19 protein-coding genes and 3 tRNA genes are annotated in these 22887 nt (G+C 56.1%); 10 read left to right on the top strand and 12 right to left on the bottom strand.

The window, feature by feature from the left end:
- Positions 1-43: 43 nt before the first annotated feature.
- Positions 44-1390: a bifunctional UDP-N-acetylglucosamine diphosphorylase/glucosamine-1-phosphate N-acetyltransferase GlmU gene (gene glmU / locus DSL70_RS07810; RefSeq protein ID WP_119307373.1), complete on the bottom strand. Its 1347-nt coding sequence runs from the start codon at positions 1388-1390 to the stop codon at positions 44-46.
- Between the two features lie 167 nt (positions 1391-1557).
- Here glmU and DSL70_RS07805 point away from each other — a divergent pair, with 167 nt between their 5' ends.
- Together DSL70_RS07805 and DSL70_RS07800 are read left to right on the top strand one after the other, a co-directional pair.
- Positions 1558-2655 carry an SPOR domain-containing protein gene (locus DSL70_RS07805; RefSeq protein WP_119307372.1) on the top strand — a complete coding sequence of 366 codons (1098 nt, stop codon included), beginning with the start codon at positions 1558-1560 and terminating at the stop codon, positions 2653-2655.
- Between the two features lie 127 nt (positions 2656-2782).
- On the top strand, positions 2783-3715 hold the full coding sequence (locus tag DSL70_RS07800) for a DMT family transporter (protein WP_119307371.1): 933 nt from the start codon (positions 2783-2785) through the stop codon (positions 3713-3715).
- A gap of 79 nt (positions 3716-3794) precedes the next feature.
- On the opposite strand, the gene DSL70_RS07795 is transcribed toward DSL70_RS07800, so the two are convergent.
- Positions 3795-4532: a cytochrome c biogenesis CcdA family protein gene (locus DSL70_RS07795; protein WP_119307370.1), complete on the bottom strand. Its 738-nt coding sequence runs from the start codon at positions 4530-4532 to the stop codon at positions 3795-3797.
- A gap of 425 nt (positions 4533-4957) precedes the next feature.
- Between DSL70_RS07795 and DSL70_RS07790 the strand changes: the two genes are divergently transcribed.
- The 3 genes from DSL70_RS07790 to DSL70_RS07780 all read left to right on the top strand — a co-directional run bounded on the left by DSL70_RS07790 (position 4958) and on the right by DSL70_RS07780 (position 5630).
- Positions 4958-5033: transfer RNA gene (locus tag DSL70_RS07790), tRNA-Lys, on the top strand.
- A gap of 213 nt (positions 5034-5246) precedes the next feature.
- Positions 5247-5322, top strand: a tRNA-Lys gene (locus DSL70_RS07785).
- A 232-nt stretch (positions 5323-5554) separates the two neighbouring features.
- A tRNA-Lys gene (locus DSL70_RS07780) sits at positions 5555-5630 on the top strand.
- A gap of 201 nt (positions 5631-5831) precedes the next feature.
- On the opposite strand, the gene tgt is transcribed toward DSL70_RS07780, so the two are convergent.
- The 6 genes from tgt to coaD all read right to left on the bottom strand — a co-directional run bounded on the left by tgt (position 5832) and on the right by coaD (position 10237).
- A complete protein-coding gene (gene tgt / locus DSL70_RS07775; protein WP_119307858.1) occupies positions 5832-6992 on the bottom strand; it encodes a tRNA guanosine(34) transglycosylase Tgt in 1161 nt (386 codons plus the stop codon).
- Between the two features lie 78 nt (positions 6993-7070).
- Positions 7071-8126, bottom strand: a complete 1056-nt coding sequence (gene queA / locus DSL70_RS07770) for a tRNA preQ1(34) S-adenosylmethionine ribosyltransferase-isomerase QueA (RefSeq protein ID WP_119307369.1) — start codon at positions 8124-8126, stop codon at positions 7071-7073.
- A 44-nt stretch (positions 8127-8170) separates the two neighbouring features.
- The gene (locus DSL70_RS07765) at positions 8171-8575 is read right to left on the bottom strand and encodes a VOC family protein (RefSeq protein ID WP_119307368.1); all 405 of its coding nucleotides are present in this window, start codon (positions 8573-8575) and stop codon (positions 8171-8173) included.
- A gap of 38 nt (positions 8576-8613) precedes the next feature.
- Complete coding sequence (locus tag DSL70_RS07760) at positions 8614-9087, bottom strand: peptidylprolyl isomerase (protein WP_119307367.1); 474 nt, start codon at positions 9085-9087, stop codon at positions 8614-8616.
- An 80-nt stretch (positions 9088-9167) separates the two neighbouring features.
- Positions 9168-9680: a peptidylprolyl isomerase gene (locus DSL70_RS07755; protein WP_119307857.1), complete on the bottom strand. Its 513-nt coding sequence runs from the start codon at positions 9678-9680 to the stop codon at positions 9168-9170.
- A 56-nt stretch (positions 9681-9736) separates the two neighbouring features.
- Positions 9737-10237 carry a pantetheine-phosphate adenylyltransferase gene (coaD, locus tag DSL70_RS07750; protein WP_119307366.1) on the bottom strand — a complete coding sequence of 167 codons (501 nt, stop codon included), beginning with the start codon at positions 10235-10237 and terminating at the stop codon, positions 9737-9739.
- A gap of 179 nt (positions 10238-10416) precedes the next feature.
- On the opposite strand from coaD, the gene DSL70_RS07745 reads away from it, so the two are divergent.
- Positions 10417-10689: a hypothetical protein gene (locus tag DSL70_RS07745; protein WP_162916458.1), complete on the top strand. Its 273-nt coding sequence runs from the start codon at positions 10417-10419 to the stop codon at positions 10687-10689.
- A gap of 204 nt (positions 10690-10893) precedes the next feature.
- Here the strand turns inward: DSL70_RS07745 and gyrA are convergent, their stop codons facing one another.
- Positions 10894-13614 carry a DNA gyrase subunit A gene (gene gyrA / locus DSL70_RS07740; RefSeq protein ID WP_119307856.1) on the bottom strand — a complete coding sequence of 907 codons (2721 nt, stop codon included), beginning with the start codon at positions 13612-13614 and terminating at the stop codon, positions 10894-10896.
- A gap of 289 nt (positions 13615-13903) precedes the next feature.
- Between gyrA and DSL70_RS07735 the strand changes: the two genes are divergently transcribed.
- Entirely contained in the window at positions 13904-14536 is a 633-nt protein-coding gene (locus DSL70_RS07735) for a MarC family protein (RefSeq protein ID WP_119307364.1), read from the top strand.
- Positions 14537-14759: 223 nt separating this feature from the next.
- The gene (locus DSL70_RS07730; RefSeq protein ID WP_119307363.1) at positions 14760-15485 is read left to right on the top strand and encodes a DUF2971 domain-containing protein; all 726 of its coding nucleotides are present in this window, start codon (positions 14760-14762) and stop codon (positions 15483-15485) included.
- 212 nt (positions 15486-15697) lie between these two features.
- On the opposite strand, the gene DSL70_RS07725 is transcribed toward DSL70_RS07730, so the two are convergent.
- Together DSL70_RS07725 and DSL70_RS07720 are read right to left on the bottom strand one after the other, a co-directional pair.
- A complete protein-coding gene (locus DSL70_RS07725; RefSeq protein WP_119307362.1) occupies positions 15698-18904 on the bottom strand; it encodes an efflux RND transporter permease subunit in 3207 nt (1068 codons plus the stop codon).
- 18 nt (positions 18905-18922) lie between these two features.
- A complete protein-coding gene (locus DSL70_RS07720) occupies positions 18923-19936 on the bottom strand; it encodes an efflux RND transporter periplasmic adaptor subunit (protein ID WP_119307361.1) in 1014 nt (337 codons plus the stop codon).
- Between the two features lie 168 nt (positions 19937-20104).
- On the opposite strand from DSL70_RS07720, the gene DSL70_RS07715 reads away from it, so the two are divergent.
- On the top strand, positions 20105-21052 hold the full coding sequence (locus tag DSL70_RS07715) for a cation diffusion facilitator family transporter (RefSeq protein WP_119307360.1): 948 nt from the start codon (positions 20105-20107) through the stop codon (positions 21050-21052).
- Positions 21053-21223: 171 nt separating this feature from the next.
- Positions 21224-21838: an NADase-type glycan-binding domain-containing protein gene (locus DSL70_RS07710; RefSeq protein WP_119307359.1), complete on the top strand. Its 615-nt coding sequence runs from the start codon at positions 21224-21226 to the stop codon at positions 21836-21838.
- A 101-nt stretch (positions 21839-21939) separates the two neighbouring features.
- Here the strand turns inward: DSL70_RS07710 and DSL70_RS07705 are convergent, their stop codons facing one another.
- The gene (locus tag DSL70_RS07705) at positions 21940-22494 is read right to left on the bottom strand and encodes a single-stranded DNA-binding protein (protein WP_119307358.1); all 555 of its coding nucleotides are present in this window, start codon (positions 22492-22494) and stop codon (positions 21940-21942) included.
- Positions 22495-22887: the final 393 nt, after the last annotated feature.

The following is a 22887-nucleotide window of genomic DNA, read 5'->3' as shown; positions in this document are numbered from 1 at the left end:
AATTGAAAAGAGGGGCTTTCTACCCCTCTCAAAAACATTCCATCTATTTGTTTTCTTTTTTCTTTTTCTCTCGGAAAGCTGCTGCCCAGCCTGCCTTGACAATGGGGCGCGAGCGCGTGAACGCCAGATCGTCAGGGTTAACAGGGTCTGTGATGACACTGCCTGCTCCGATGATTGCGCCGTCACCGATGGTCGCCGGAGCAACGAGTGCGGTGTTGGATCCGATGAACGCACCCTTGCCGATATCGGTCTTGAACTTGTTGAAGCCATCATAGTTGCAGGTGATGGTGCCTGCACCGATGTTGGCCTTGGCACCAACGCGGGCATCGCCGATGTAGGACAGGTGGTTGACCTTGGCGCCCTCTTCCACAATGGCCTTCTTGATCTCGACAAAGTTGCCGACCTTGGCTTTCTTTTCGAGCACCGCACCGGGACGCAGACGGGCATAGGGTCCTATGGCGCATCCCTCACCGATCACTGCTCCTTCGAAATAGCAATTGGCCAGAATGGTCACGTCGTCGCCGACGGTCACGCCGGGTGCAAAAATGACATTGGGTTCGATGGTGATATCCTGCCCCAGTTTCGTATCATAGGAAAAGAAAACGGTTTCCGGCGCGACAAGGGTGACCCCTCCTGCCATGGCTTCCTCACGCGCCCTCTGCTGGAAGGTGGCTTCCACTCTGGCCAGATGAGCGCGGCTGTTGACGCCCTGCAGCTCGGATTCGTCTGCCTCGATGGCTGTTACCTTGAGGCCGCGCGCGTTGGCAATCTCGACGGCATCGGTAAGGTAATACTCGCCCTGCGCATTGTTGGTCTCGATGCTGTCGAGCAGATCCAGCAACCCTGCCCCGGCAAAGCCCATGATGCCGCCATTGCAGAAGGATACCTTGAATTCCTCTTCGGTGCAGTCCTTGGCTTCGCGAATGGCAACCAGATTGCCGTCCTTTTCCAAAAGGCGTCCATAGGGTTCCGGCGTGTCGGTGCGAAAGCCCAGAACGACCACATCGTAGCCTGCCGCAAGTTTCTCGCGCATGGCCGCAATGGTCTCACTGCGCAGCAAGGGCGTGTCGCCAAACAGCACGATCACATCGTCTTTGGCATCGATCAGATGGTCACGGGCGGCCAACACGGCATGGGCGGTGCCCAGACGTTCTGTTTGTTCGCAGGCAACGACATTGGGGTGCATCCTCTGTGCATCCTTAAGCACCGGCTCCATATCGGGGCCGACGATCAGAGCAACTTCCTCGACGCCAGCGTCCTTTGCTGCCCGCGCAACATGACCCACCATCGACAGGCCGGCCACCTTGTGAAGGACCTTTGGTGTTTTCGATTTCATCCGGGTGCCGTGTCCGGCTGCCAGTATGATTGCCTGACATGAGCGATGCGTCATCAAATGCCTCCTGCGACCAACTCTTTGTTGCGTAATGATCTATTTGAAGAAATTTCCTAAGGAACAATTGAAACAGATATACGAACGGGCCTTGCGGTAACAGGAAAAAAAGACTTTCCTTAACATTGCGTGAACCAAAAAGATTCGCGCGCTAAGGAGGCATTTGTATGGCGCGGCCAGGCAAAGCCATCTTCGATGTGACCATGATGGCCGGTTGGGCGTTTGCGGCAGTGCTTACCGGTTTGGTTGCCTTGACGATGGTGGATGACACCGGTGATTCCGCCAACACCACTACCGTTGCATCTACGGTGGGGGGCGTTGACACGCGCCTTATCACCGGTTCCATCGAACCGGTCGAGACATTCTCTCCCCAGACAGCCTCTTCTCCCCAGACCGCCTCTCTCGTTGACCGGCAGAACAAGGCCTTCGATCCGTTTGCGAAACAATCGGGAGAAGACTCCCGTCAGTTGCAGGAACTCATTGCCGAACTGAAAAGCCTCAAGCAGGAAGTGCAGGCCTTTCATGTGACGACACAGAGACTGCGCGACGACAATGACCGGCTGCGGCAACGCCTGGCCAGTCTGGAGTTGGGCGATAGCGCGTCGCGGGTGCGTGTCGTAGACCTGCCGCGTCAGGAAGATAGCCGCAGTCCGTTCATCTCAGCTGCTAAAAGCTCTCAGATGGTTGATCCCCAGTCGACCGGATCAATCGACAAGACCGCGACTCACACTGAACAATCCGGCGGGGCGTTTGATCCGTTCAAGCCAGGAATTCCCAACATGAAGATCACCGAGCAGCCACTGACAATGGATCTGGATGTTGGTAGCGCGAAGAGTGCCGAGCCTGTGAGGCCGATGCTTCCTCGGGTGAAGCCTTCCAGCATGGTGATGGTCACGCCGGTGGATGCAAAAACGGATGAGAAAGACAGCTCCGAACCGGAGAGCCAGATCGTCGCCACCCCGACCCCGGTTGTCATGCTGCCTGCAAGCCAGACCGAGTTCGGGCTTGACCTTGGGGCCTTCGTGTCGATTTCCGATATCAGCTCTGCTTGGCGGGAAGTTTCGGCCCAGCAAAAAACGCTCGTGGGGACCATGCGTCCGCTCACGCGCGTCATTCAGGGGGCTGACGGCAATTTGAAACTGCACCTGATCCTCGGGCCGATTTCCAATGCGGCTCAGGCTGCCTCGGTATGTGCCGAGCTTAACTATGCCAATTATGACTGCACCGTCTCTGCCTTCATGGGACAGCGACTGGCGCTGAACTAGAGCCCGGAAGCGTATTGGGCGGATTTGCCTTGCTGCATGTTGGCTGTCGACAAATAGCCATTGTTAAGGGCATGAAACTTCAGTAGTATCCGTGCAAAATTCAGCCTCTCCTCCATGGATCATTCCCTTGTCTCCCAAATTGTTTGCCTATCTGCTGATGGCAGTGTGCCCGATTTTCTTTGCCTCCAACATCATTGTCGGTGCTGCGGCTGTTCGGTCGATTGAACCTTTCACCCTCACCTTTTTGCGCTGGGGTCTTGCGTCGCTGCTCGTTTTGCCCTTTGCCTGGTCTTCGCTCTATGCAAACCGCAAGCGCCTGCTGGCGGAATGGAAGCTCATTCTCATTACCGCCTTCATGGGGATGGGGTTCAGCGGCTCTGGTGTTTACTTTGCGCTCAAGCACACGTCTGCGACCAACGGAACGCTGATCTATTCTGCATGCCCGATCATCATCATTCTGCTTGAATGGATCTTTCGGGGGCGCAAGATCTCGTTGCGCGAGGCCATGGGCATCATTCTCGGCTTTGCCGGTGTGCTGCTGATCGTCTGCAAGGGACATCTGGAAACCCTGCTGACGATCCGTTTCTCCAGTGGTGATCTGCTGTTCGTTGCCGCCGCCACGACATGGGGGATTTATACGGTGCTTTCCAAGAAGGCGCTGTTTCAGTCGCTTTCGACAATCGGCATGTTCACGGTTGTCGGGCTCGTTGGTGCGGCGATCCAGATTCCGTTCGTGATCTGGGAGAACATTGTCTATGACACGCTGCCAACCCAGATGGAACAGTGGCTCAGCGTTGGCGGGCTGGTTTTCTCTGCCTCAATCGGGGCCTTGCTGGCCTATCAATACATGATCCGCGTTCTGGGGCCTTCCACGGCCGGTCTGGCGCTGTATCTGATGCCGCCGTTCGGGATTTTCATGGCGGTGATGTTCCTTGGTGAGGACTTCCGCCTGTTCCACCTCGTCGGCTTTGTTCTGGTCATGGGGGGCGTCATTATGGCGACCTTCCCGCTCAGCCTGCTCAGAAGACAGAGGAGCACAGCAGCAGTCGCTCAGGACTGATTGGAACAGCGTCGTGATGTTCAAAGAAAAGGGCCCGGAAGTGATTCCGGACCCTTTTTGATTCCAGATGCCAAATCGTTCAGCCAATTGTGCTGAGGCCGGGGAGCATTTCCTGTAGCCAGAAGGCCGCATTCTGTACCTGACCGGTGATGAACAGAATGCCGGTGATGACCAGCAGTGCGCCCATAACCTTCTCAACCGTTCCCATATGCTTGCGAAAGCGCTGCATGGCGCCCATGAACTGCCCTGCAAACAAGGCGGCCAGCAGGAAGGGTACGCCAAGGCCGAGGCTGTAAGACGTCAGCAACAGCATGCCGCGCTGGACATTTTCTTCCGTACCGGCAATGGCCAGAATGGTCGCCAGAACCGGTCCAATGCAGGGCGTCCAGCCAAAGGCGAAGGCCAGTCCGATGAGATAGGCGCCAACGATTCCTGCTGGCTTCTTCTGCACATTGACCCGCGCTTCGCGATAGAGCAGCGCGATGCGGAAGACGCCGAGAAAATGCAGCCCCATGATGATGATGATCGCTCCGGCGACGTAGGAGAAGAAGCCTGAATAAAGCTTCAGATACTGCCCGGCAGCCGAAGCCCCCGCCCCCAACAGCACGAAAATGGTCGTAAAGCCCAACACGAAGGCCAAGGCGGAGAAAAAAATGCGAGTCGCGGCCCGCTGCTGGTCCTTGTTGCCGGTGAACTCATCCATGCTGACGCCAGCTATATAGCACAGGTATGGAGGCACCAGCGGTAGCACACAAGGCGAAATGAAGGAGATGAAGCCGGCGAGAATCGCGCCGGTGATGGATACATCGAAATTCAACTGTCTGCTCCTTCATCGTTCCGCAGGAATGGCCACTGGCCGATTCCGTTTTGGCGAGGTGGTCCTTGATAGGGGCTGCACTCGTCAATGTCCAATCACGCTGATGCGATTTTTCGCTTCTTATGACTGGCTTCTTAAAAGGTTTCCCCACCAGCTTTAACATGGCAGGAGGAAATGTGACCCGGCAGGTCCTGTTTATCCACCCATGATGTGGTTCTGACAGGATTGTACGTTCTTTTGACCACACTTTCTTGTATTTGAAACTGACAGCAAGTGGGGCCAAAACAGCCACTTGGGCTCGATCTTGGCGCAGGAAACTACGAAATTATGACCATGGTGGAGGTTTTCCACGAAAAGCAAAATGAATTTGTCGAGGGTGTTGACTGAGACGAAAAATGCGTTACAACAGCGCTCACCAACGTTAAGTGCCCGTAGCTCAGTTGGTAGAGCATCCGACTTTTAATCGGACGGTCGAAGGTTCGAATCCTTCCGGGCATACCATTTCTCTCCCTTTTTGAAGATCTTAGCCAAAGTTCTTGATGGACCGAATGGGAATGTTTTGGCCTTTTTTGTTGGCCCGGTTGCTTCGGCAAATATGTTGTAGAAAACCGGATTAAGTGGAATTCGCTACTCGACTGAATGGTTTTTTCTGCTACAAGGGTCCGGCCTTTAACGAAAAGGCAATGCGGCGGTTTCACTGTCGTTATAGAGTTTGTGCCCGTAGCTCAGTTGGTAGAGCATCCGACTTTTAATCGGACGGTCGAAGGTTCGAATCCCTCCGGGCATACCATTCTCCTCCTCCCCGACATCGCGATTCAGTTATGAAATCAGCCTGATAAGGTTGGTCGATGGCTTTGTCATGTGCATGCCTTGTTGATAAAATCCGGAAAAAGACGTCTTTTCAAACAAAGCGGTGAAGAAAGTCAAAAACCGTACATTCCCGTATATTGCTTTTTCTCTGATCTCTGGTAGAAGACTGTCATCGAAACGATAAACAACGCTTCAAAGCTTGTTTAGGTTAAGCGCCATTAGCTCAGCTGGTAGAGCATCCGACTCTTAATCGGACGGTCCAAGGTTCGAACCCTTGATGGCGTACCACCCCTTTTCTTTCATTGAATCGTCTTTTGCGCGGCGCAGTTCTGTGCCTTTGGTGTCGCCTCATGGCTGGCCTCAAGTTGAGTGCCTGATTCCTGTGTGCATGAAAAAGGCCGCACCATGGAAATGATGCAGCCTTGCAAAAGTTGTTGCCTGAGTGCTGTTGAGCCTGAGCGCAGCCGGGGCTGAGTGCTGCTTGGATCCTTACAACGCTGGCATGTCGCCTCTCTCCCATGCGGCCTTCACTTCGGCCTTGTGGTCCTCAAAGCGCCCCAGCTCAATGGCATCGCGCATCCCCTGCATCAGGGTCTGATAATAGGCCAGATTGTTCCAGGACAGGAGCATGGCGCCAAGCGCTTCGTTGGACTTGACCAGATGATAGAGATAGGCGCGAGAATAGTCGCGCGCTGCCGGGCAATCGCTCTCGGGATCAAGCGGGCGCGGATCGTCCTTGTGGCGGGCGTTCTTCAGATTGACCTTGCCAAAGCGGGTAAAGGCGAGACCATGGCGTCCGGCACGGGTCGGCATGACGCAGTCGAACATGTCAACGCCGCGGCTGACTGCTTCCAGAAGGTCATCAGGCGTACCGACGCCCATCAGGTAGCGAGGTTTGTTCTCAGGCAGGATCGGACAGGTGACATCGAGGATGTCCAGCATGACCGCCTGAGGCTCGCCCACGGCCAGACCGCCGATGGAATAGCCCTTGAGGTCCATGGCCTTGAGGGCGAGAGCCGATTCCTCGCGCAGGCGCGGGACATCACCGCCCTGCACGATACCGAACATCGCCTGTCCAGGCCGGTTGCCGAACTGGGTCTTGCAGCGCTCGGCCCAACGCAGGGAAAGCTGCATGGCCTTTTCGATTTCTGATTCCTTGGCAGGCAGACGCGTGCATTCATCGAGCTGCATCTGAATGTCAGATCCGAGCAGACACTGGATCTCGATCGAGCGTTCCGGGGTCATCATGTATTTGGCGCCGTCGATGTGGGATTTGAATTCAACCCCCTCCTCGCTCATCTTGCGCAGCTGTGCCAGAGACATGACCTGAAAGCCGCCTGAGTCGGTCAGGATCGGGTATGGCCAGTTGGCGAAGGTGTGCAAGCCACCAAGGGCCGCGACGCGCTCTGCACCGGGCCGCAGCATCAGATGATAGGTGTTGCCCAGAATGACGTCGGCACCAAGATCCCGCACTTGGCCGGGATACATGAACTTGACGGTTGCTACAGTGCCGACCGGCATGAATGCCGGTGTGCGGATGATTCCGCGCGGCATGAAAACCTCGCCACGGCGAGCCTTGCCGTCGGTTGCCAGCAGCTTGAACCCGAATTCGGTCGGGCGCGGCTCCGGTACGGGCTGCCCCTTGTTCATCCGGTCGTGACCGAGCGGCGGGGTGCTAAGGGCGCTAGTTGGGGTGTTGTCAGTCATCTCGTCAGCTCTCCTTGGCACTCAGCTGGTCTTCTCGGGCAGCAGCAGTGACGAATCTCCGTAGGAATAAAAGCGGTAACCATTGGCAATGGCATGGGCATAGGCCGCCTGCATGCGCTCACGCCCCATGATGGCGGAAACGAGCATAAACAGGGTTGATTTCGGCAGATGAAAATTGGTCATCAGGCCATCAATGGCACGGAATTTGTAGCCCGGGGTGATGAAAATGTCCGTGTCGCCGCAGAAGGGCTGGATCACATGATTTGCGTCGGCGGCGCTTTCCAGCAGCCTCAGAGACGTCGTTCCGACAGCAATGATGCGGTTGCCCCGCGCATGCACGGCGTTGAGCCTTGCCGCCAGCTCCGGGGTGATTTCCCCCCATTCGGCGTGCATCTTGTGATCATCCGTGTCTTCGGCCTTGACCGGCAGGAAGGTCCCTGCCCCGACATGCAAGGTCACGAAATGGCGTTCGATGCCTTTGGCGTCGAGCATGCCGAACAGGCGGTCGGTGAAATGCAACCCGGCCGTTGGAGCCGCAACGGCGCCGTCGCGGTCGGCATAGATGGTCTGGTAGTCGGTCTTGTCTTTTTCGTCCTCGGCACGCTTGGAGGCGATATAGGGCGGCAAGGGAATGTGGCCGACCGAGGCAATGGCCTGATCCAGTTCCGGACCGCTGCAACTGAAGACGAGACAAACCTCGCCAGCATCGCCTTTCTCGGAAATTTCAGCACTGAAACCCTCAGAAAACTCGATGCGGTCCCCCAGCTGCAGCTTCTTGGCCGGACGGGCAAAAGCGCGCCAGGTGGCCAGATCTTCCCGCTTGTGCAGATTGAAATGGATGTTGGCGCGAATGTCTCCCCGAACACGGTCGCCGGTCAACTCGGCTGGAATAACCCTTGTGTCGTTGAACACCAGCGCATCGCCCGGTTCCAGAAAGTCGGGAAGGTTCAACACGCGGTGGTTTTCAAAGGCACCGGACGGCGGCACAAGCAGAAGCTTTGCCTCATCGCGCGGATGGTGAGGACGCAGGGCGATACAGTCTTGCGGGAGATCAAAGTCGAAAGAGTCGACGCGCATGGTTCAGGACAATTCTCAGTGGGCGTTTCACAGCGCCCGGTCCTTCAGTTCGACCAGGCACGATTTTGCAGGACAACACGATATCCGTCGGGATCTTCAAAGGTGATCCCGTCGACATCCCAATAGTCATTGTTGGATTGAACGGGTTCATATCCCGCCTTGCGCATCATATCAACCCGTTTCTGCCAATCCACCCTGTCCGGCAGGTAGAAGACGAGAAGACCCTCTTCATCGGGGGCGACGGGCGCGGTTATCCCCTGTTGCCGGGTAAATTCCAGATGATACGGGGCATCGGGGTGGCCGATGATGAGGCCATCAAAGCCGTTGTGACCCTCAAAGGAGCCAAGCAGGGAAAAGCCCAGACCTGTGCAATAGAAGCGCTGGATGGCTTCGAAGTTGCGACTGGACCGGGCGACGCGCATTTTTGGAAAACGGGTGTTGTCGGTCATGTCTGGTCCGGGCTTTTCAATGGGGTGTAGAACCGGCCTCAGAGGTCGGCTGCAACTTTCATGGAAACGATGCTGTCCGGGTTCTGTACCGGTTCACCGCGTTTGATCTTGTCGATATTTTCCATGCCTTCGATGACGTCGCCCCAGTAGGTGTACTGGTTGTCGAGCCAAGGAGCGGTGTCAAAGCAGATGAAGAACTGGCTGTTGGCGGAGTTCGGATCCATGGCGCGGGCCATGGAGCAGGATCCACGGACATGCTTCGTGGTGGAGAACTCTGCCTTCAGGTTCGGCTTGTCAGAGCCGCCGGTGCCGGTGCCATACGGGCAGCCAACCTGAGCCATGAAGCCGTCAATGACGCGATGGAAGACGATGCCGTCATAAAAGCCTTCACGAGCCAGTTCCTTGAGGCGATCGCAGTGGGCCGGAGCAAGGTCCGGGCGAAGGGCGATCACAACCGTACCCTTGGTTGTTTCCATGACGAGTGTGTTTTCGGGATCTTTGATCTCTGCCAATTGTCTATTCCTTGTTGGTTTGAACGGGCCTTTGGTAGAGCCCTGATTTGGCTTTGGGTTATTTCGTTGGCAACCAGACGCTATTTGGCGTCAGCGGCAACCTGCATCTTGACGATGACATCAGGGTTGCGCGGTGGTTCGCCCTTGTGCAGCTTGTCGACAAATTCCATGCCGGATACGACCTTGCCCCAGACGGTATACTGGCCATTGAGCCATGGGGCATCAGCAAACATGATGAAAAACTGGCTGTTGGCGCTGTTCGGATTGCTGCTGCGGGCCATGCCGACCACACCGCGTGTGAAGGAATAACGGTTGAACTCGGCCTTGAGGTCCGGCAGATCGGAGCCGCCGGTGCCATTGCCGAGCGGGTCGCCGGTCTGGGCCATGAAGCCATCAATGACGCGATGGAACTTGATGCCGTCATAAAAACCCTGACGGGCAAGAGTCTTGATGCGCTCCACATGCTTGGGGGCAATGTCTGGCAAAAGCTCGATGACGACGCGGCCATACTGGGTGTCGAGATAAAGGGTGTTTTCCTTGTCCTGTGCCTGTGCAGCCATGGAGGTGACCATGGGGGCAGCCAATGCCAGCATCAGGGCGCAGGCAAGACCGGTCAGGGTACGATGAAAGAATGCCATAAAAAATCCTGTCAGCTAGAAAGCTTCTGTTCGAATGCAGCCTGAACGGCGTCAGGCACAAAGGGAGAGATGTCTCCTCCCAGCGTTGCTACCTGACGCACAAGGCTGGCAGCAATATGGCGAACGGCACCGCTGGAGGGCAAATAGATCGTGTGGATTTCCGGTGCCAGCGTTTCGTTCATGCCGGTCATCTGCATCTCATAGTCAAAATCCGTGCCGTCTCTGAGGCCGCGGATCAGGATGGTTGCATTTACCCGTCGCGCGACATCGATTACCAGATCGTCGAACGCCACCACTTCCAGAACGGTGCCTGTCTGGCTGGCAATGGGCGCCACCACCTCGTTGATCAAGGCAAAGCGCTCTTCGGTTGAGAAGAAGGGTTTCTTACCGTGGTGGACACCAATCGCGAGCACGAGCTTGTCCACGATGTGGCAGGCGCGCTGCACAATATCAAGGTGACCCAAAGTAATGGGATCAAAGGATCCGGGGTATATGGCGATTTTGTCTGTCATGCTCAAAGTCCTAGCCTCAGCCTTGCTGAAGTACAAGACAGAAATGGTCTAACAAACAAGGAAGAAAAAATTTTTGAACCATTTGTGCTGCTCGCGCGTCTTATAGGAGACAGGTGTTAACCAAGGTGAATGAAAGATGAATGGCCTGCTCAGTCGTCTTTCATATCGGGAGCTTTAAAATGGCTGAGACTGGAAAGAGTGAGGCGCATGAAACCGGGAAGCAGATGATGATTTCTGTTCGCAAAACCAAATTCTTCGTGGCAACGGGCATTCTGGTGTGCCTCGTCGGGCTGACCTTTATTGCCATGAGCGGAAATTCCGCTTTGTCCGAAGGGTATGGAACCGGCTTCGAAATGCCCAGTCTTTCGCTTTGGCATGGTGATCAGTCCGGCCAATGCATCGCCGTCAAGGGGGCGCAGACCTGTGCTCCGGTAGACCTGGCGCTCAACTGATCGAGAATTACCCTCCGGTGGATTGGATTGATACTCCATGCGACACCACCGACATTCTGACCTGAAGATGGCAAGTGATCCTCGCGGATTGCTTGCCTTTTTTCTTGGCGCGGTACAGTGCTTGATCTCGGGATGTGTTTTGCAAAAAGAAAAAGGGCTCCCGAGGAGCCCTTTTGATTTGTTTGTCCGTATCGGGTCGGAGGGCTATTCCTCCTGAGGTCCGTCTTCGGAAGGCTGTTCGCCAGCGCCATTACTGTCGGCGGATGCCTCGGCTGCGTCTTCCGCTTCCTCATTCTCGTCTTCCGGAATGCGCTCGACGGAAACAACGCGTTCGTCTTCGCGGGTCTTGAAGACGGTGACGCCCTGGGTCGAACGGCCGGCGATGCGGATGCCGTCAATCGGGCAGCGGATCAACTGGCCACCATCGGTCACCAGCATGATCTGGTCGCTCTCTTCCGCCGGGAAGCTTGCGATCAGGCGACCGTTGCGCTCGTTGACAGCCATGGCAACGATACCCTTGCCGCCACGACCGGAGGTTCGATACTCGTAGGACGAGGTGCGTTTGCCGTAGCCATTTTCGGAAATGGTCAGGACAAACTGTTCGGCAGCCCCCATTTCTGCATAGCGCTCGATCGGCAGAGCGGTTGCCGGAGCATCCGTCGGCGTTTCCATGCCGTCATCGCCATTCTCACCATTGAGCGCACGGCGCGCCGCATTGGCCTGACGCAGATATTCGGTGCGTTCGTCCGGTGTGGCGTCGAAGTGGCGCAGGATCGACATGGAAATGACCTTGTCGTTCTGTTCCAGACGAATGCCACGAACGCCGGTGGAGCCGCGGGACTGGAAGATGCGAACATCATCAACCGGGAAGCGGATGCACTGGCCATCAGCGGTGGTCAACAGGACGTCGTCGGTTGCATTGCAGGTCTCAACCCCGACAATGCCATCTTCCACGCCATCCTCGAACTTCATGGCGATCTTGCCGTTGCGGTTGACCTGCTTGAAGTCCGACAGCTTGTTGCGACGGACCGAGCCGGACACCGTGGCGAACATCAGATCGAGCGTATCCCAGCTCTCCTCGTCTTCAGGCAACGGCAGAATGGAGGTGATGATTTCGCCCTGCTGCAATGGCAGGAGGTTGATGAGAGCCTTGCCCTTGCCTTGCGGCGCGGACAAAGGTAGACGCCAGACCTTCATCTTGTAGGCGATGCCGCGCGAGGAGAAGAACAGCACCGGCGTGTGGGTGTTGCCCACGAACAGCCGCGTGACGAAATCCTCGTCCTTGGTCGACATGCCGGAGCGGCCCTTGCCACCACGGCGCTGGGCGCGATAGGTGGACAGCGGCACGCGCTTGATATAGCCGGAATGCGAGAAGGTGACGACCATGTCTTCGCGCTGGATCAGATCCTCATCGTCAAAGTCTGCGCCGCCTTCGATAATCTCTGTCTTGCGCGGGGTAGCAAACTCTTCCTTGAGGGCGATCATCTCGTCCTTGACGATGGTGAAGATCCGCTCGCGGGAGCGCAGAATATCGAGATAGTCTGCAATCTTCTCGCCAAGAGCGTTCAATTCGTCGCCAACTTCGTCACGGCCAAGAGCGGTCAGGCGCTGCAGGCGCAGATCAAGGATGGCACGGGCCTGCTCTTCAGACAGGTTGTAGGTGCCATCTTCGTGAATCGTGTGGCGCGGATCATCGATCAGAGTGATCAGGGGAGCCACGTCTTCCGCAGGCCAGCGGCGTTCCATCAACTGCATGCGAGCCGTTGTCGGGTCTGGTGCCTGTCGAATGGTCCGGATGACCTCGTCGATGTTGGCGACCGCAATGGCCAGACCAACCAACACATGGGCGCGATCACGGGCCTTGTTGAGCAGGAACTTGGTGCGGCGGCTGACAACTTCTTCGCGGAAGGCGTTGAAGGCGACCAGAATGTCACGCAGGTTCATCAACTCGGGCTTGCCGCCATTCAGCGCCACCATGTTGCAGCCAAAGGAAGTCTGCAACTGGCTGAAGCGGAAGAGTTGGTTGAGCACGACATCAGGAACGGCGTCGCGTTTGAGCTCGATCACCACGCGCATGCCCTGGCGGTCGGATTCGTCGCGGATGTCGGAGATGCCTTCAATGCGCTTGTCACGCACGGCTTCGGCGATCTTCTCGATCATCGTGGCCTTGTTCACCTGATAGGGAATTTCGGTGACGATGAGCGCCATGCGGTCCTTGCGGATTTCCTCCACATCGACCTTGCTGCGCATCATGACCGAACCACGGCCGGTGGCGTAAGCACTGCGAATCCCTGCGCGGCCCAGAATGATACCCCCGGTGGGGAAGTCCGGTCCGGGCACGATTTCCATCAGCTCTTCGGGGCTGAGGGACGGATTGTCGATGAGGGCAACCGATGCGTCGATGACCTCGCCCAGATTGTGCGGCGGGATGTTGGTGGCCATGCCGACGGCGATGCCCCCTGCCCCGTTGACCAGCAGGTCAGGGAATTTGGCAGGCAGAACAGCCGGTTCGCGTTCGGATGCGTCATAGTTGTCGATGAAGTCGACTGTGTCCTTGTCCAGATCGTCCAGCAGTGTGGAGGCAACCTTTTCAAGGCGACATTCCGTGTAACGCATGGCAGCCGCGCTGTCGCCGTCGACCGAGCCGAAGTTACCCTGGCCTTCGATCAGCGGAACGCGCAGGGAGAAATCCTGCGTCATACGAACAAGGGCATCATAAATGGCGCTGTCACCGTGCGGGTGATATTTACCCATGACGTCACCGACGACGCGAGCGGACTTGCGATAGGCCTTGTTCCACTCGTAGCCGTTTTCATGCATCGAATAGAGGATGCGGCGATGCACCGGCTTGAGGCCGTCCCGAACGTCTGGCAATGCACGGCTCACGATCACGCTCATGGCATAATCGAGATAGCTGCGCTTCATTTCTTCCGTAATGGAAACGGGCTTGATGTCGGATCTGTGCCCGCCGCCCGCAATTGTTTCTTGTGTATCTGTCAAAGGAGAATCTCTTCCCTGTCATAAGGTATCCCTGTATAGCCGATTTAGCCCCGCGCAGCAAAGTTTTGCTCTGTTCCTGTGAGCAAAATTGCCCCTCAATCACAGGATGGATGTTGAATCTGCTACAAGCATGGTCGATGATGCGGCCTTAGAGCGAAATTGCCGGACGCATCCGCCCGGATTTTACCCATTTCATTAAGACAGGTACCCCCGAATGTTGCCTCTGGACGTCATGCTCAATGCCTTCGTGACCCTTTTCGTTACCATTGATCCGATTGGTCTGGCGCCAATTTTCCTGGCAATAACCAGCGGTGCGTCCAAACAGGCCCGCCTCAAGATCGGCACGCGTGCCGTTTTGGTGGCAGCCGGAATCCTGCTCGTTTTTGCATTGATCGGCCATGTCATCCTGCAGGTGCTGGGCATATCCCTGCCCGCGTTCAGAATCGCCGGTGGCCTGTTGCTGTTTGCCATCGCCTTCGAGATGGTTTTCGAGAAACGGGAAAAACGCAAATCCCAGTCGGCCGAACAGGCGCTGTCGGACGACGAGATGCATGACATCGCCGTCTTTCCTCTCGCCATTCCGTTGATCGCTGGACCGGGGGCCATTTCAGCCGTGCTGCTGCTGTCGTCGCAATCGTCCGACTGGATAAGCCGAGGCTCGATCTTTGTCATCATCATTCTGGTGCTGTTGCTGGTGCTGGTGACCTTCTTCATTGCCGGATGGGTCGAGAAAATGCTGGGAGACAGCGGCCGCAACATTCTGACCCGCCTGCTCGGCGTCCTCCTCGCCGCACTTTCCGTGCAATTCATAGCCGACGGCATCAAGGCCATCATCGCCGCTGGTTAGGCGGGGATGGAATTGGGGGGTGGAGCCCAAACTCGACATTAGGAAATGCAGCATTATCAGCACCTAATTGGGAGCGAACAAGTTACGTGAATATGCTAAAACCACAACTTTTTGCATACCCACTTCTAAGCGATATAGCGAGTTGCGGCTCTATATAATACCCGCTATGAAGGATAAAGCACTGTTGCTTGCAAGAGTAAGCGTGGGTGTATGGAGTTAATGAATGACCTATCGCAATTATATTAATTTGAATATTGAAGATCTCGATAAACCAATTTATCGGATTTTTCCAGTTAGCAGGTTTATCCAAGTTCTAACCACAAAGGAACTCACGCTAGTAAAGCCATCTAAGTGGGATGATCCATTTGAAAATTTGCTTCTATCATCTGAAATAAAAGTTGGAACGACTACCGCTGATATCGCTGCAAGAAACTCGGTTTATGGCCAGTGTTGGACATTGCACAGAGAGACTGACGCAATGTGGAGGATCTATTCTCCGAACAAAGATGGAGTTCGGGTTAGGTCAACACCCAGAAAGCTCCTAGATGCTCTAAAAGGAGATTGTGGTGATTACTCTGAGCTAAGATGTTTTATTGGCAAGGTGAGATACCTGACTCTGAAATCATTGAAAAAAAAATTACAAAGTGTGAATATATTTGACGCAAATGGTTCTGGAATAGCAGAGTCTCTACTGTATAAACGCAAAGAATTTTCGCATGAGAAAGAGATTAGACTGGTATTCTCGGGTGAGGACCATAAATGCACCAGCGATATATTTGGATTCAAGATAGATCCCTCCCAAACACTTGATCGCGTACTGTTCGACCCTAGGATGAGTGAGGATTTGAGAAAATCGTATATCACAGCAATCAAAGCGCTCGGATATACGGCTGAAATTAAAAGGTCAACACTATACGATCCTCCGGCAAGACTGTCGTTTCAACTATGAGTTGAACAAAACCAAAGCTTGCAATTCGACATTTGGTGCGTCTACTCGTTGGCAACCTGAACAGGAGTTCGGGTTAAGAGCGTGAATGTCTCCTTCGTCCGCAAAGCAGACACCAGCGTGTCAGCCTAAATCTGCAGATTCCTATATTGCATATAAAAAGCCCGACACGAGGTGCCGGGCTTTTGTTTGTTGGTGGGCACTGGCACGGTCTTCTAGACCGGCTTGTCGGTTCCCTTGAGGGCCACATAGATGGCCGGGATGACGAGCACAGTCAGCAAGGTTGACGAGGCCAGACCGAACAGCAGCGAGATGGCCAGACCCTGGAAGATCGGGTCGGCGAGGATGACCACTGCGCCGATCATGGCGGCAAGCGCCGTGAGCATGATCGGTTTGAAGCGGATGGACCCTGCCTCCAGAAGCACTTCCTTGAGCGGTCTTCCCGAACCCTTTTCATGGCCAACGAAATCGACCAGCAGGATCGAGTTTCTCACGATGATACCGGCAAGCGCAATGAAGCCGATCATCGAGGTGGCCGAGAATGGCGCATGGAAGATCCAGTGGCCGATCATGATGCCGATCAGCGTCAACGGGATCGGCGTCAGGACCACGAGCGGCACGCGGAAGGAGTGGAACTGGGCAACCACGAGAGCGTAGATGGCCAGAATTGCCACACCAAAGGCGGCGCCCATGTCACGGAAGGTGACCCAGGTGACTTCCCATTCGCCATCCCACAGCAGGGATACTTCTGAATCGTCCTTGGGCTGGCCGTTGAGCAGGATTTTCGGCTTGGGCAGGTTGCCCCAGTCATGGGCGTCGATCTTCTCCTGTACGGCCAGCATGCCGTAGATCGGGGCTTCGAAATCGCCGGCCAGATCGGCCTGAACCATCTCGTTGGCCCGTCCGTTGTGGCGGTAGATCGGGAAGCTGGCCTTCTCGCGATCAATGCGGATCACGTCACCCAGTTCCACCACGCCGCGCTCGTCCGGAATGGAGTTTTGCGGAACGGGGATCGTCAGCAGACGTTCGGAGACCGTCAGGTCCGATTTGTCCGGCTTTACGGCAATCTCGACCGGGCGGCGTCCGCCCCCCTTGTGGGAATAGCCGACCACCTGACCATTCAGATAATAGGAGATGGTATTGTAGACATCGCCCTGATCGACATTGTGGTATTCCAGATTGTCCTGATCGATGCGGAGGCGTGCACGGGTCGTCGGTGTGCCGAAGCTGTCGTCAACGTCGACGATGAACGGCACCTCTTCAAACAGTTTGCGCACTTCTGTTGCCACGGCGCGACGGGTCTCCGGATCCGGGCCATAGATTTCGGCCAGAAGCGTGGAGAGAACCGGCGGTCCGGGCGGAACTTCGACCACCTTGAGCACGGTGCCTTCCGGTGACGGAAGACCCTTGATCAGGTCGCGGACCTGCAGGGCGATTTCATGGCTCGTGCGGCTGCGTTCACCCTTGGGAGTCAGGTTGATCTGAAGATCCCCCATTTCCGGGCTGGAACGGAAGAAATAGTGCCGGACAAGACCGTTGAAGCCGAAAGGCGCTGCCGTGCCCGCGTGGGACTGGATGGAGGTAATTTCCTCGATCCCCTCCAGTTTATGCGCGGCGGCGAGCAGCAACCGGTCGGTGTCTTCCATTGAAGAGCCTTCCGGCAGATCGGCAATCACCTGCATTTCTGACTTGTTGTCAAACGGCAGCAGCTTCACGGTGACATGCTTGGTGTAGATGAGCATGGTCGAGCCGATGGTTGCGATACCGACGATGAGCAGGAACGCCCAGGCGTGGCTGCGGCCGTTGAGTACCGGTTTTGCAATAGCCCGGTAGATGCGGCCGAGTACGCCTCCGTCTGCGGCTTCGCTGTGGCCCTGTTTGCCGATGAGGTTCATTAGCCACGGGGTCAGCATCACTGCAACGAAGAAGGATAGCACCATGGCCGCCGAGGCAACCGCCGGGATCGGGCTCATATAGGGCCCCATCATGCCGGAGACAAACATCATCGGCAGCAGAGCCGCCACAACGGTCAGCGTTGCGATAACGGTCGGGTTGCCGACTTCCGCCACGCCTTCGATTGCGGCTTCAAGCTTGGACCGTCCGTCCTTCATCGACCAGTGTCGCGAGATGTTCTCGATCATCACGATGGCATCGTCCACGAGAATGCCGATGGCGAAGATCAGCGCGAACAGCGAGACGCGGTTGATGGTGTAGCCCATCAGATAGGCAGCTGCGAGCGTCAACAGAATGGTCGTTGGAATGACGATCAACACGACGAGACCTTCGCGGATGCCAATGGCCAGCCCGACCAGAATGACGATGGAAATGGTCGCCAGTGCTAGGTGGTAGAGCAGCTCATTGGCCTTCTCGTTGGCCGTTTCGCCATAGTCGCGGGTCACGTCAACATGAATGCCCTCAGGGATGATTTCCCCCTTGAGCTGTTCGACCCGATCCAGAATGGAATGGGCGATGACGACGGCGTTGGAGCCCTTGCGCTTGGCAATGGCCAGTTCGACCGCTGGCAGACGGTTGAAGCCGCCCCCGTCTTTTGGCGTCAGGTTCCAGACGCGATGATCATCCTGGCTGCCGCCGACAACGATGGTCGCGACATCCTTGACATAGACCGGGCGGCCATCGAGCGTGGTCAGCAGCAACAGGCCGATGTCCGGCACGCCATGAAGGGTCTGGCCAACGGCAACCGGCAGAGTCTTGCCTGCTTCTCTCAGGGAGCCGACCATGAAGGATTTGTTGGCCGCCTGAACCTTGCCGACCAGCTGTTGCAGGGTGACCCCATAGAGGGCCAGTTTTTCCGGGTCCGGTTCGACGCGGATCTGGTTGGTCTGGCCGCCTACGATGTAGGTCAGGCCGATATTGTCGAGCTTGGCGAGTTCAACGCGCAGCTCGTCGGCGATGTCATAGAGTGCCGTATCGTTCCACTTGTCGGCAACGGACGGATCCGGTGACAGGGTCAGCACGGTGATGGCAACATCATCGATGCCGCGCCCGACAATCAGCGGTTCGGAAATGCCGACCGGGATCTGGTCGAGGTTGGCGCGAACCTTGTCATGCACCCGCAGGATGGCGGCGTCGGAGTCTGTGCCCACAAGGAAGCGGGCCGTGACAACAACCTTGTCGTCATAGGTGTTGGAATAGACATGGTCGATGCCATCGATGCTCTTGATGATGGTTTCGAGCGGTTCGGTGATCAGTTTGACGGCGTCTTCTGCCTTCAGGCCATCTGCGGACACCTGAATGTCGACCATCGGCACCGAAATCTGTGGCTCTTCTTCGCGCGGCAGCATCATCAGAGCGATGAGGCCGAGCGCGAAGGCCGTGATCAGCATCAGGGGCGTCAACGGTGACGTTATGAAATTCTTGGCCAGGTTCCCCGAAATGCCAAGATGATGGGCTTTCTTCTCCATTATGTGACTTCCGTCCCGTTATGGCTGAATGAGTTCGTCGCCAGCGGAAAGGCCGGTCAGGATTTCAATCATATCCTTGCCATCTTCCTTGTACGGCAGGCCGATCTGGACAGCGACTTCCGTCGGCTTTCCGTCCGTGCCCTTGACGCGGACAAAATCGATGCCCGAGCGGGTGAAAACGAGGTCGGTGGGCACCAGATAGGCCTTGCGGCTGCCAGCCCCGACGCGCACCTGAATGCGCTCGCCAACGAAATAGTCGCCGAGCCCTGCAACGGTGGCGTCGGCCAGAACGCGGCCATCGGAGATTTCCGGATAGACCTTGACGATTTCACCGGTTTGGTTGCAAGAGCCATTGCATTCGACGCCGCGGTCGGCCAGCTCGATGGGATCGCCCTTCTTGAGGAACTGGGCATGACGCTCCGGCAGGGACAGGCGCAGGATGTAATTGTCTTTTGCGATGGTGGCAACAGACTCACCCGTCATGACAACAGCGCCAACCGTGATTGGCACCTCAAGCACACGGCCAGCCTGAGGGGCAAGAACGGCGCCCTCCTCCATCTGCCGAACAACGACGGCTTTCTGGGCCTTGTTTGCTTCGAGATTGCTCTCGGCAACATCAAACTGGGTATTGGCCGTGTCAAGCTTTGCCTTGGTCGTGGAACCGCGGTCAAACAGCTGCTGGGCGCGTTCCTTTTCGGTCTTCAGGTTGGCGACCTGTCGCTCGGAGGCACTGATCTGGGCGTCGAGTGCCTCGATTTGCAGGCTGAGTTTGGGGTCGCGAACCATGGCAATGGTCTCTCCCGCCTTCACATAGCTGCCTTCGGTAACATTCAGTTCCGTTACCGTGCCGGAGGTGCGGACACGGGCCGAGAGGGAATCCGTGCTCTGGACGGTGGCATAGACCGCCTTTTTATCAAGAATGGTTGTCTGCTTGACCGTAAAGCTGTTGGCGTTGGTGGCGGAAGCCGCAACGGTCAGGGCGAACAAACAGACTGAAAGAAATGTGCCTCTTTTCGGGAGTGCCTTGCGCATGGAAAATTCTCTCCTGCTGTCGAATTATATATTAGTAGTTACGAATATAAGAAAATGTTCACATTGTCAAAGGGCCATCACCAGTTTTTGTCTATTTTCATACGGAGGTCTATCCGTTAGAAGAATTAGCGACAATTTGCATACTGAATATATTGCGGGAGAAATGACGTGGCATCTCACGGTTCAAAGAAGGTCATTTATGCGGCTTTGGCTGGCAATACATTGATTTCCATAACAAAATTCATTGCGGCGTCGATCACCGGCTCCTCCGCCATGTTGTCCGAAGGCATTCATAGCCTTGTTGATACAGGTAATCAGGGGTTGTTACTCTATGGTATTAGGCGGGCGGGTCGTCCAGCCGACGGCAAGCACCCCTTCGGTTATGGCGCGGAGCTGTATTTCTGGGCATTCGTTGTCGCGTTGCTGATTTTTGCCGTCGGGTCCGGTCTGTCCCTCTATGAGGGAATCGAAAAGGTCATGCATCCCGAGCCGATCGGCAATCCGACCATCAACTTCGTGGTGCTCGGTTTTGCCTTCTGTTTCGAGGGGTGGGCCTGGTTTGTGGCGCTGAGGGAATTTAGCGCAACCAAGGGCACGCGGAGCTATTTTCAGGCCGTTGCCGATTCCAAGGACCCGACCGTCTTTACCGTTCTGTTCGAGGACAGTGCGGCGATGCTTGGCCTTATCGTTGCCGCCGTTGGCATCGGGCTGTCACATTTCCTTGACTTGCCGTGGATGGATGGGGTGGCTTCGATTGTCATCGGCCTGATCCTTGGCCTGACGGCCATCCTGCTGGCCTTCGAAACCAAGAGCCTGCTGATCGGCGAATCTGCCTCGACCGAAAGCGAAGCAGAGATTGCTGCCATTATCGGTTCACATCCGGCAGTGACGATGGTCAACGAGTTGCGGACGATGCATCGGGGCCCCAACGAGATCCTGCTCGCGATCAGCCTCGACTTCCGCAATGACATGGTCGTGGGCCAACTGGAACAGGTGATTGCCGATCTTGAGCGGCATATTCGAGAACGGGTGCCTCAGGTTCATAGGATCTATATCGAGGCCCAGTCCTATCAGGATCACAAGGCGGTTGCCGATAAACTGGATGGTGCCGACTAAGGCAAAGGCATCCATCCTGCGACATTGCGCCTCGACGGATACGAAACTGTTGTTGGCGCTGTTGGTGTGGCAATCGTGGTATTGTTGCTGCTGGTGTGAAAGGTGACACATATGGCTTTGCCCGGCGGGCGTGGTCTGTTCCTGAGGTTTATGAAAACAAGGGCTAACATCATGACATGCGAGCATTCTGATCATCGATACGGGGTTCTGTTCGGCGCTGCGGTGTTGGCGGGTCTTGTGATGACCTCCGGGGCGCCGGCTGAGGCCAGTGGCTGCGATACGGTCAATATCCAGACGGAGCTGGTTGACAGCTTCACCTATTGCGCCAGCTCGGTGTTGTCCCCTTCCCGTGTGGCGACTTATACGCCGGGCAATCTGGATGGCTGGGAAGACAATCTGGCCAGCGCCTGGTGTGAAGGGGCTCCGGGTGACGGGGCTGGTGAATGGTTTGAATACATCCCACTGCCGAATGCCACGGCACGGGAGGTCCATATCTGGAACGGCTATCAGAAGAGCCGGAAGTCCTTTACAGAGAATGCTCGCGCCAGAGACATTCATATCAGCACCAATTCCGGCCTTGAGATGTCTTACAGGCTAGAGGACCGGCCGGGAGAGCAGATTGTGCCGCTTCTGGATGGCTGGCAGGAATTCAGCGACATGCGCATTGAAATTCTCTCGGTCTATCCCGGGTCGAAATATGACGATCTCTGCATCAGTGCCTTCGGGGTCGACTTTGAAGCCGCCCGCAATTATCTCGACAATGGCGTTGACAACGGCAGCAAGTGAGCCATGGTTGGCAGCGCACGGTCTGGTGTGTTGCAGGCTTGATTTCAGGCAAAGAAAAACCCGGCTCGAAGGCCGGGTTTTGTCGTTGAGCTGTCGTCAAATCAAAACGGAATATCGTCGTCCATTTCGTCGCGATAACCGCCGGATGGCTGTCCGCCACCAGACTGGCCACCGCCGAAACCGCCGGGATTGCCGCCGCCATAGTTGCCACCACCGCTGAAGCCGCCACCAGAACCACCAGATCCGCCAGGCCCGCCGAAATCACCACCGGACTGTCCGCCACCAAAGCCGCCGCCGCCTTCATTGCGGTTGTCGAGCATCGTGAGGTTGCCGTTGAAGCCCTGAAGCACGATTTCCGTAGAATAGCGGTCCTGACCATTCTGGTCCTGCCACTTGCGGGTCTGAAGCTGGCCTTCCAGATAGACCTTGGAGCCCTTGCGCAGAAACTGCTCGGCGACCCGGCACAGGCCTTCGTTGAAAATGACCACGCGGTGCCATTCAGTCCGTTCCCGTCTTTCGCCAGAGTTCCTGTCCTTCCAGCTTTCGGAAGTGGCGACAGACAGGTTGCAGATCGGGCGGCCATCCTGAGTTCTGCGAATGTCTGGATCTGCGCCCAGGTTGCCCACCAGAATGACTTTGTTTACGCTACCGGCCATTGCTTTTTCCTTTGTTCCTTTGCTGTATCCTGACAGTCCGTCGAGGCATTTGGCCCAGCATATTCGGCTTCGTTCCCGACTTCCATATGGCTTTGGCGCAATCCCCATACTTTGGGCCTGTGCTCACCATATGCGCCATATGCATGGTGGCGATGCAATGAATAGCTTCACAATATAGAACAAATCATGTACGGATGAAAGCCCCGCGATTCAGTTGTTTGCGTTCGGAAGCCATCGAAATTGGCCATTGCCTTGATTTTTATAAACCGATATTGCATCGGGTGAGAATTGCAGGACAAACACCAAGGCTGGGTGATCTTGTCACCCACCCTCCCCGTAAAGCCTATTCGTGTAGTGGTTCTGATGCCTGCCCGCGTTGAGAGAAAGACTGTT

The sequence above is a fragment of the Cohaesibacter haloalkalitolerans genome (assembly GCF_003574655.1).
In the GTDB taxonomy this organism is placed as follows: domain Bacteria; phylum Pseudomonadota; class Alphaproteobacteria; order Rhizobiales; family Cohaesibacteraceae; genus Cohaesibacter; species Cohaesibacter haloalkalitolerans.
This window is presented reverse-complemented; position numbering and strand designations above follow the sequence as displayed.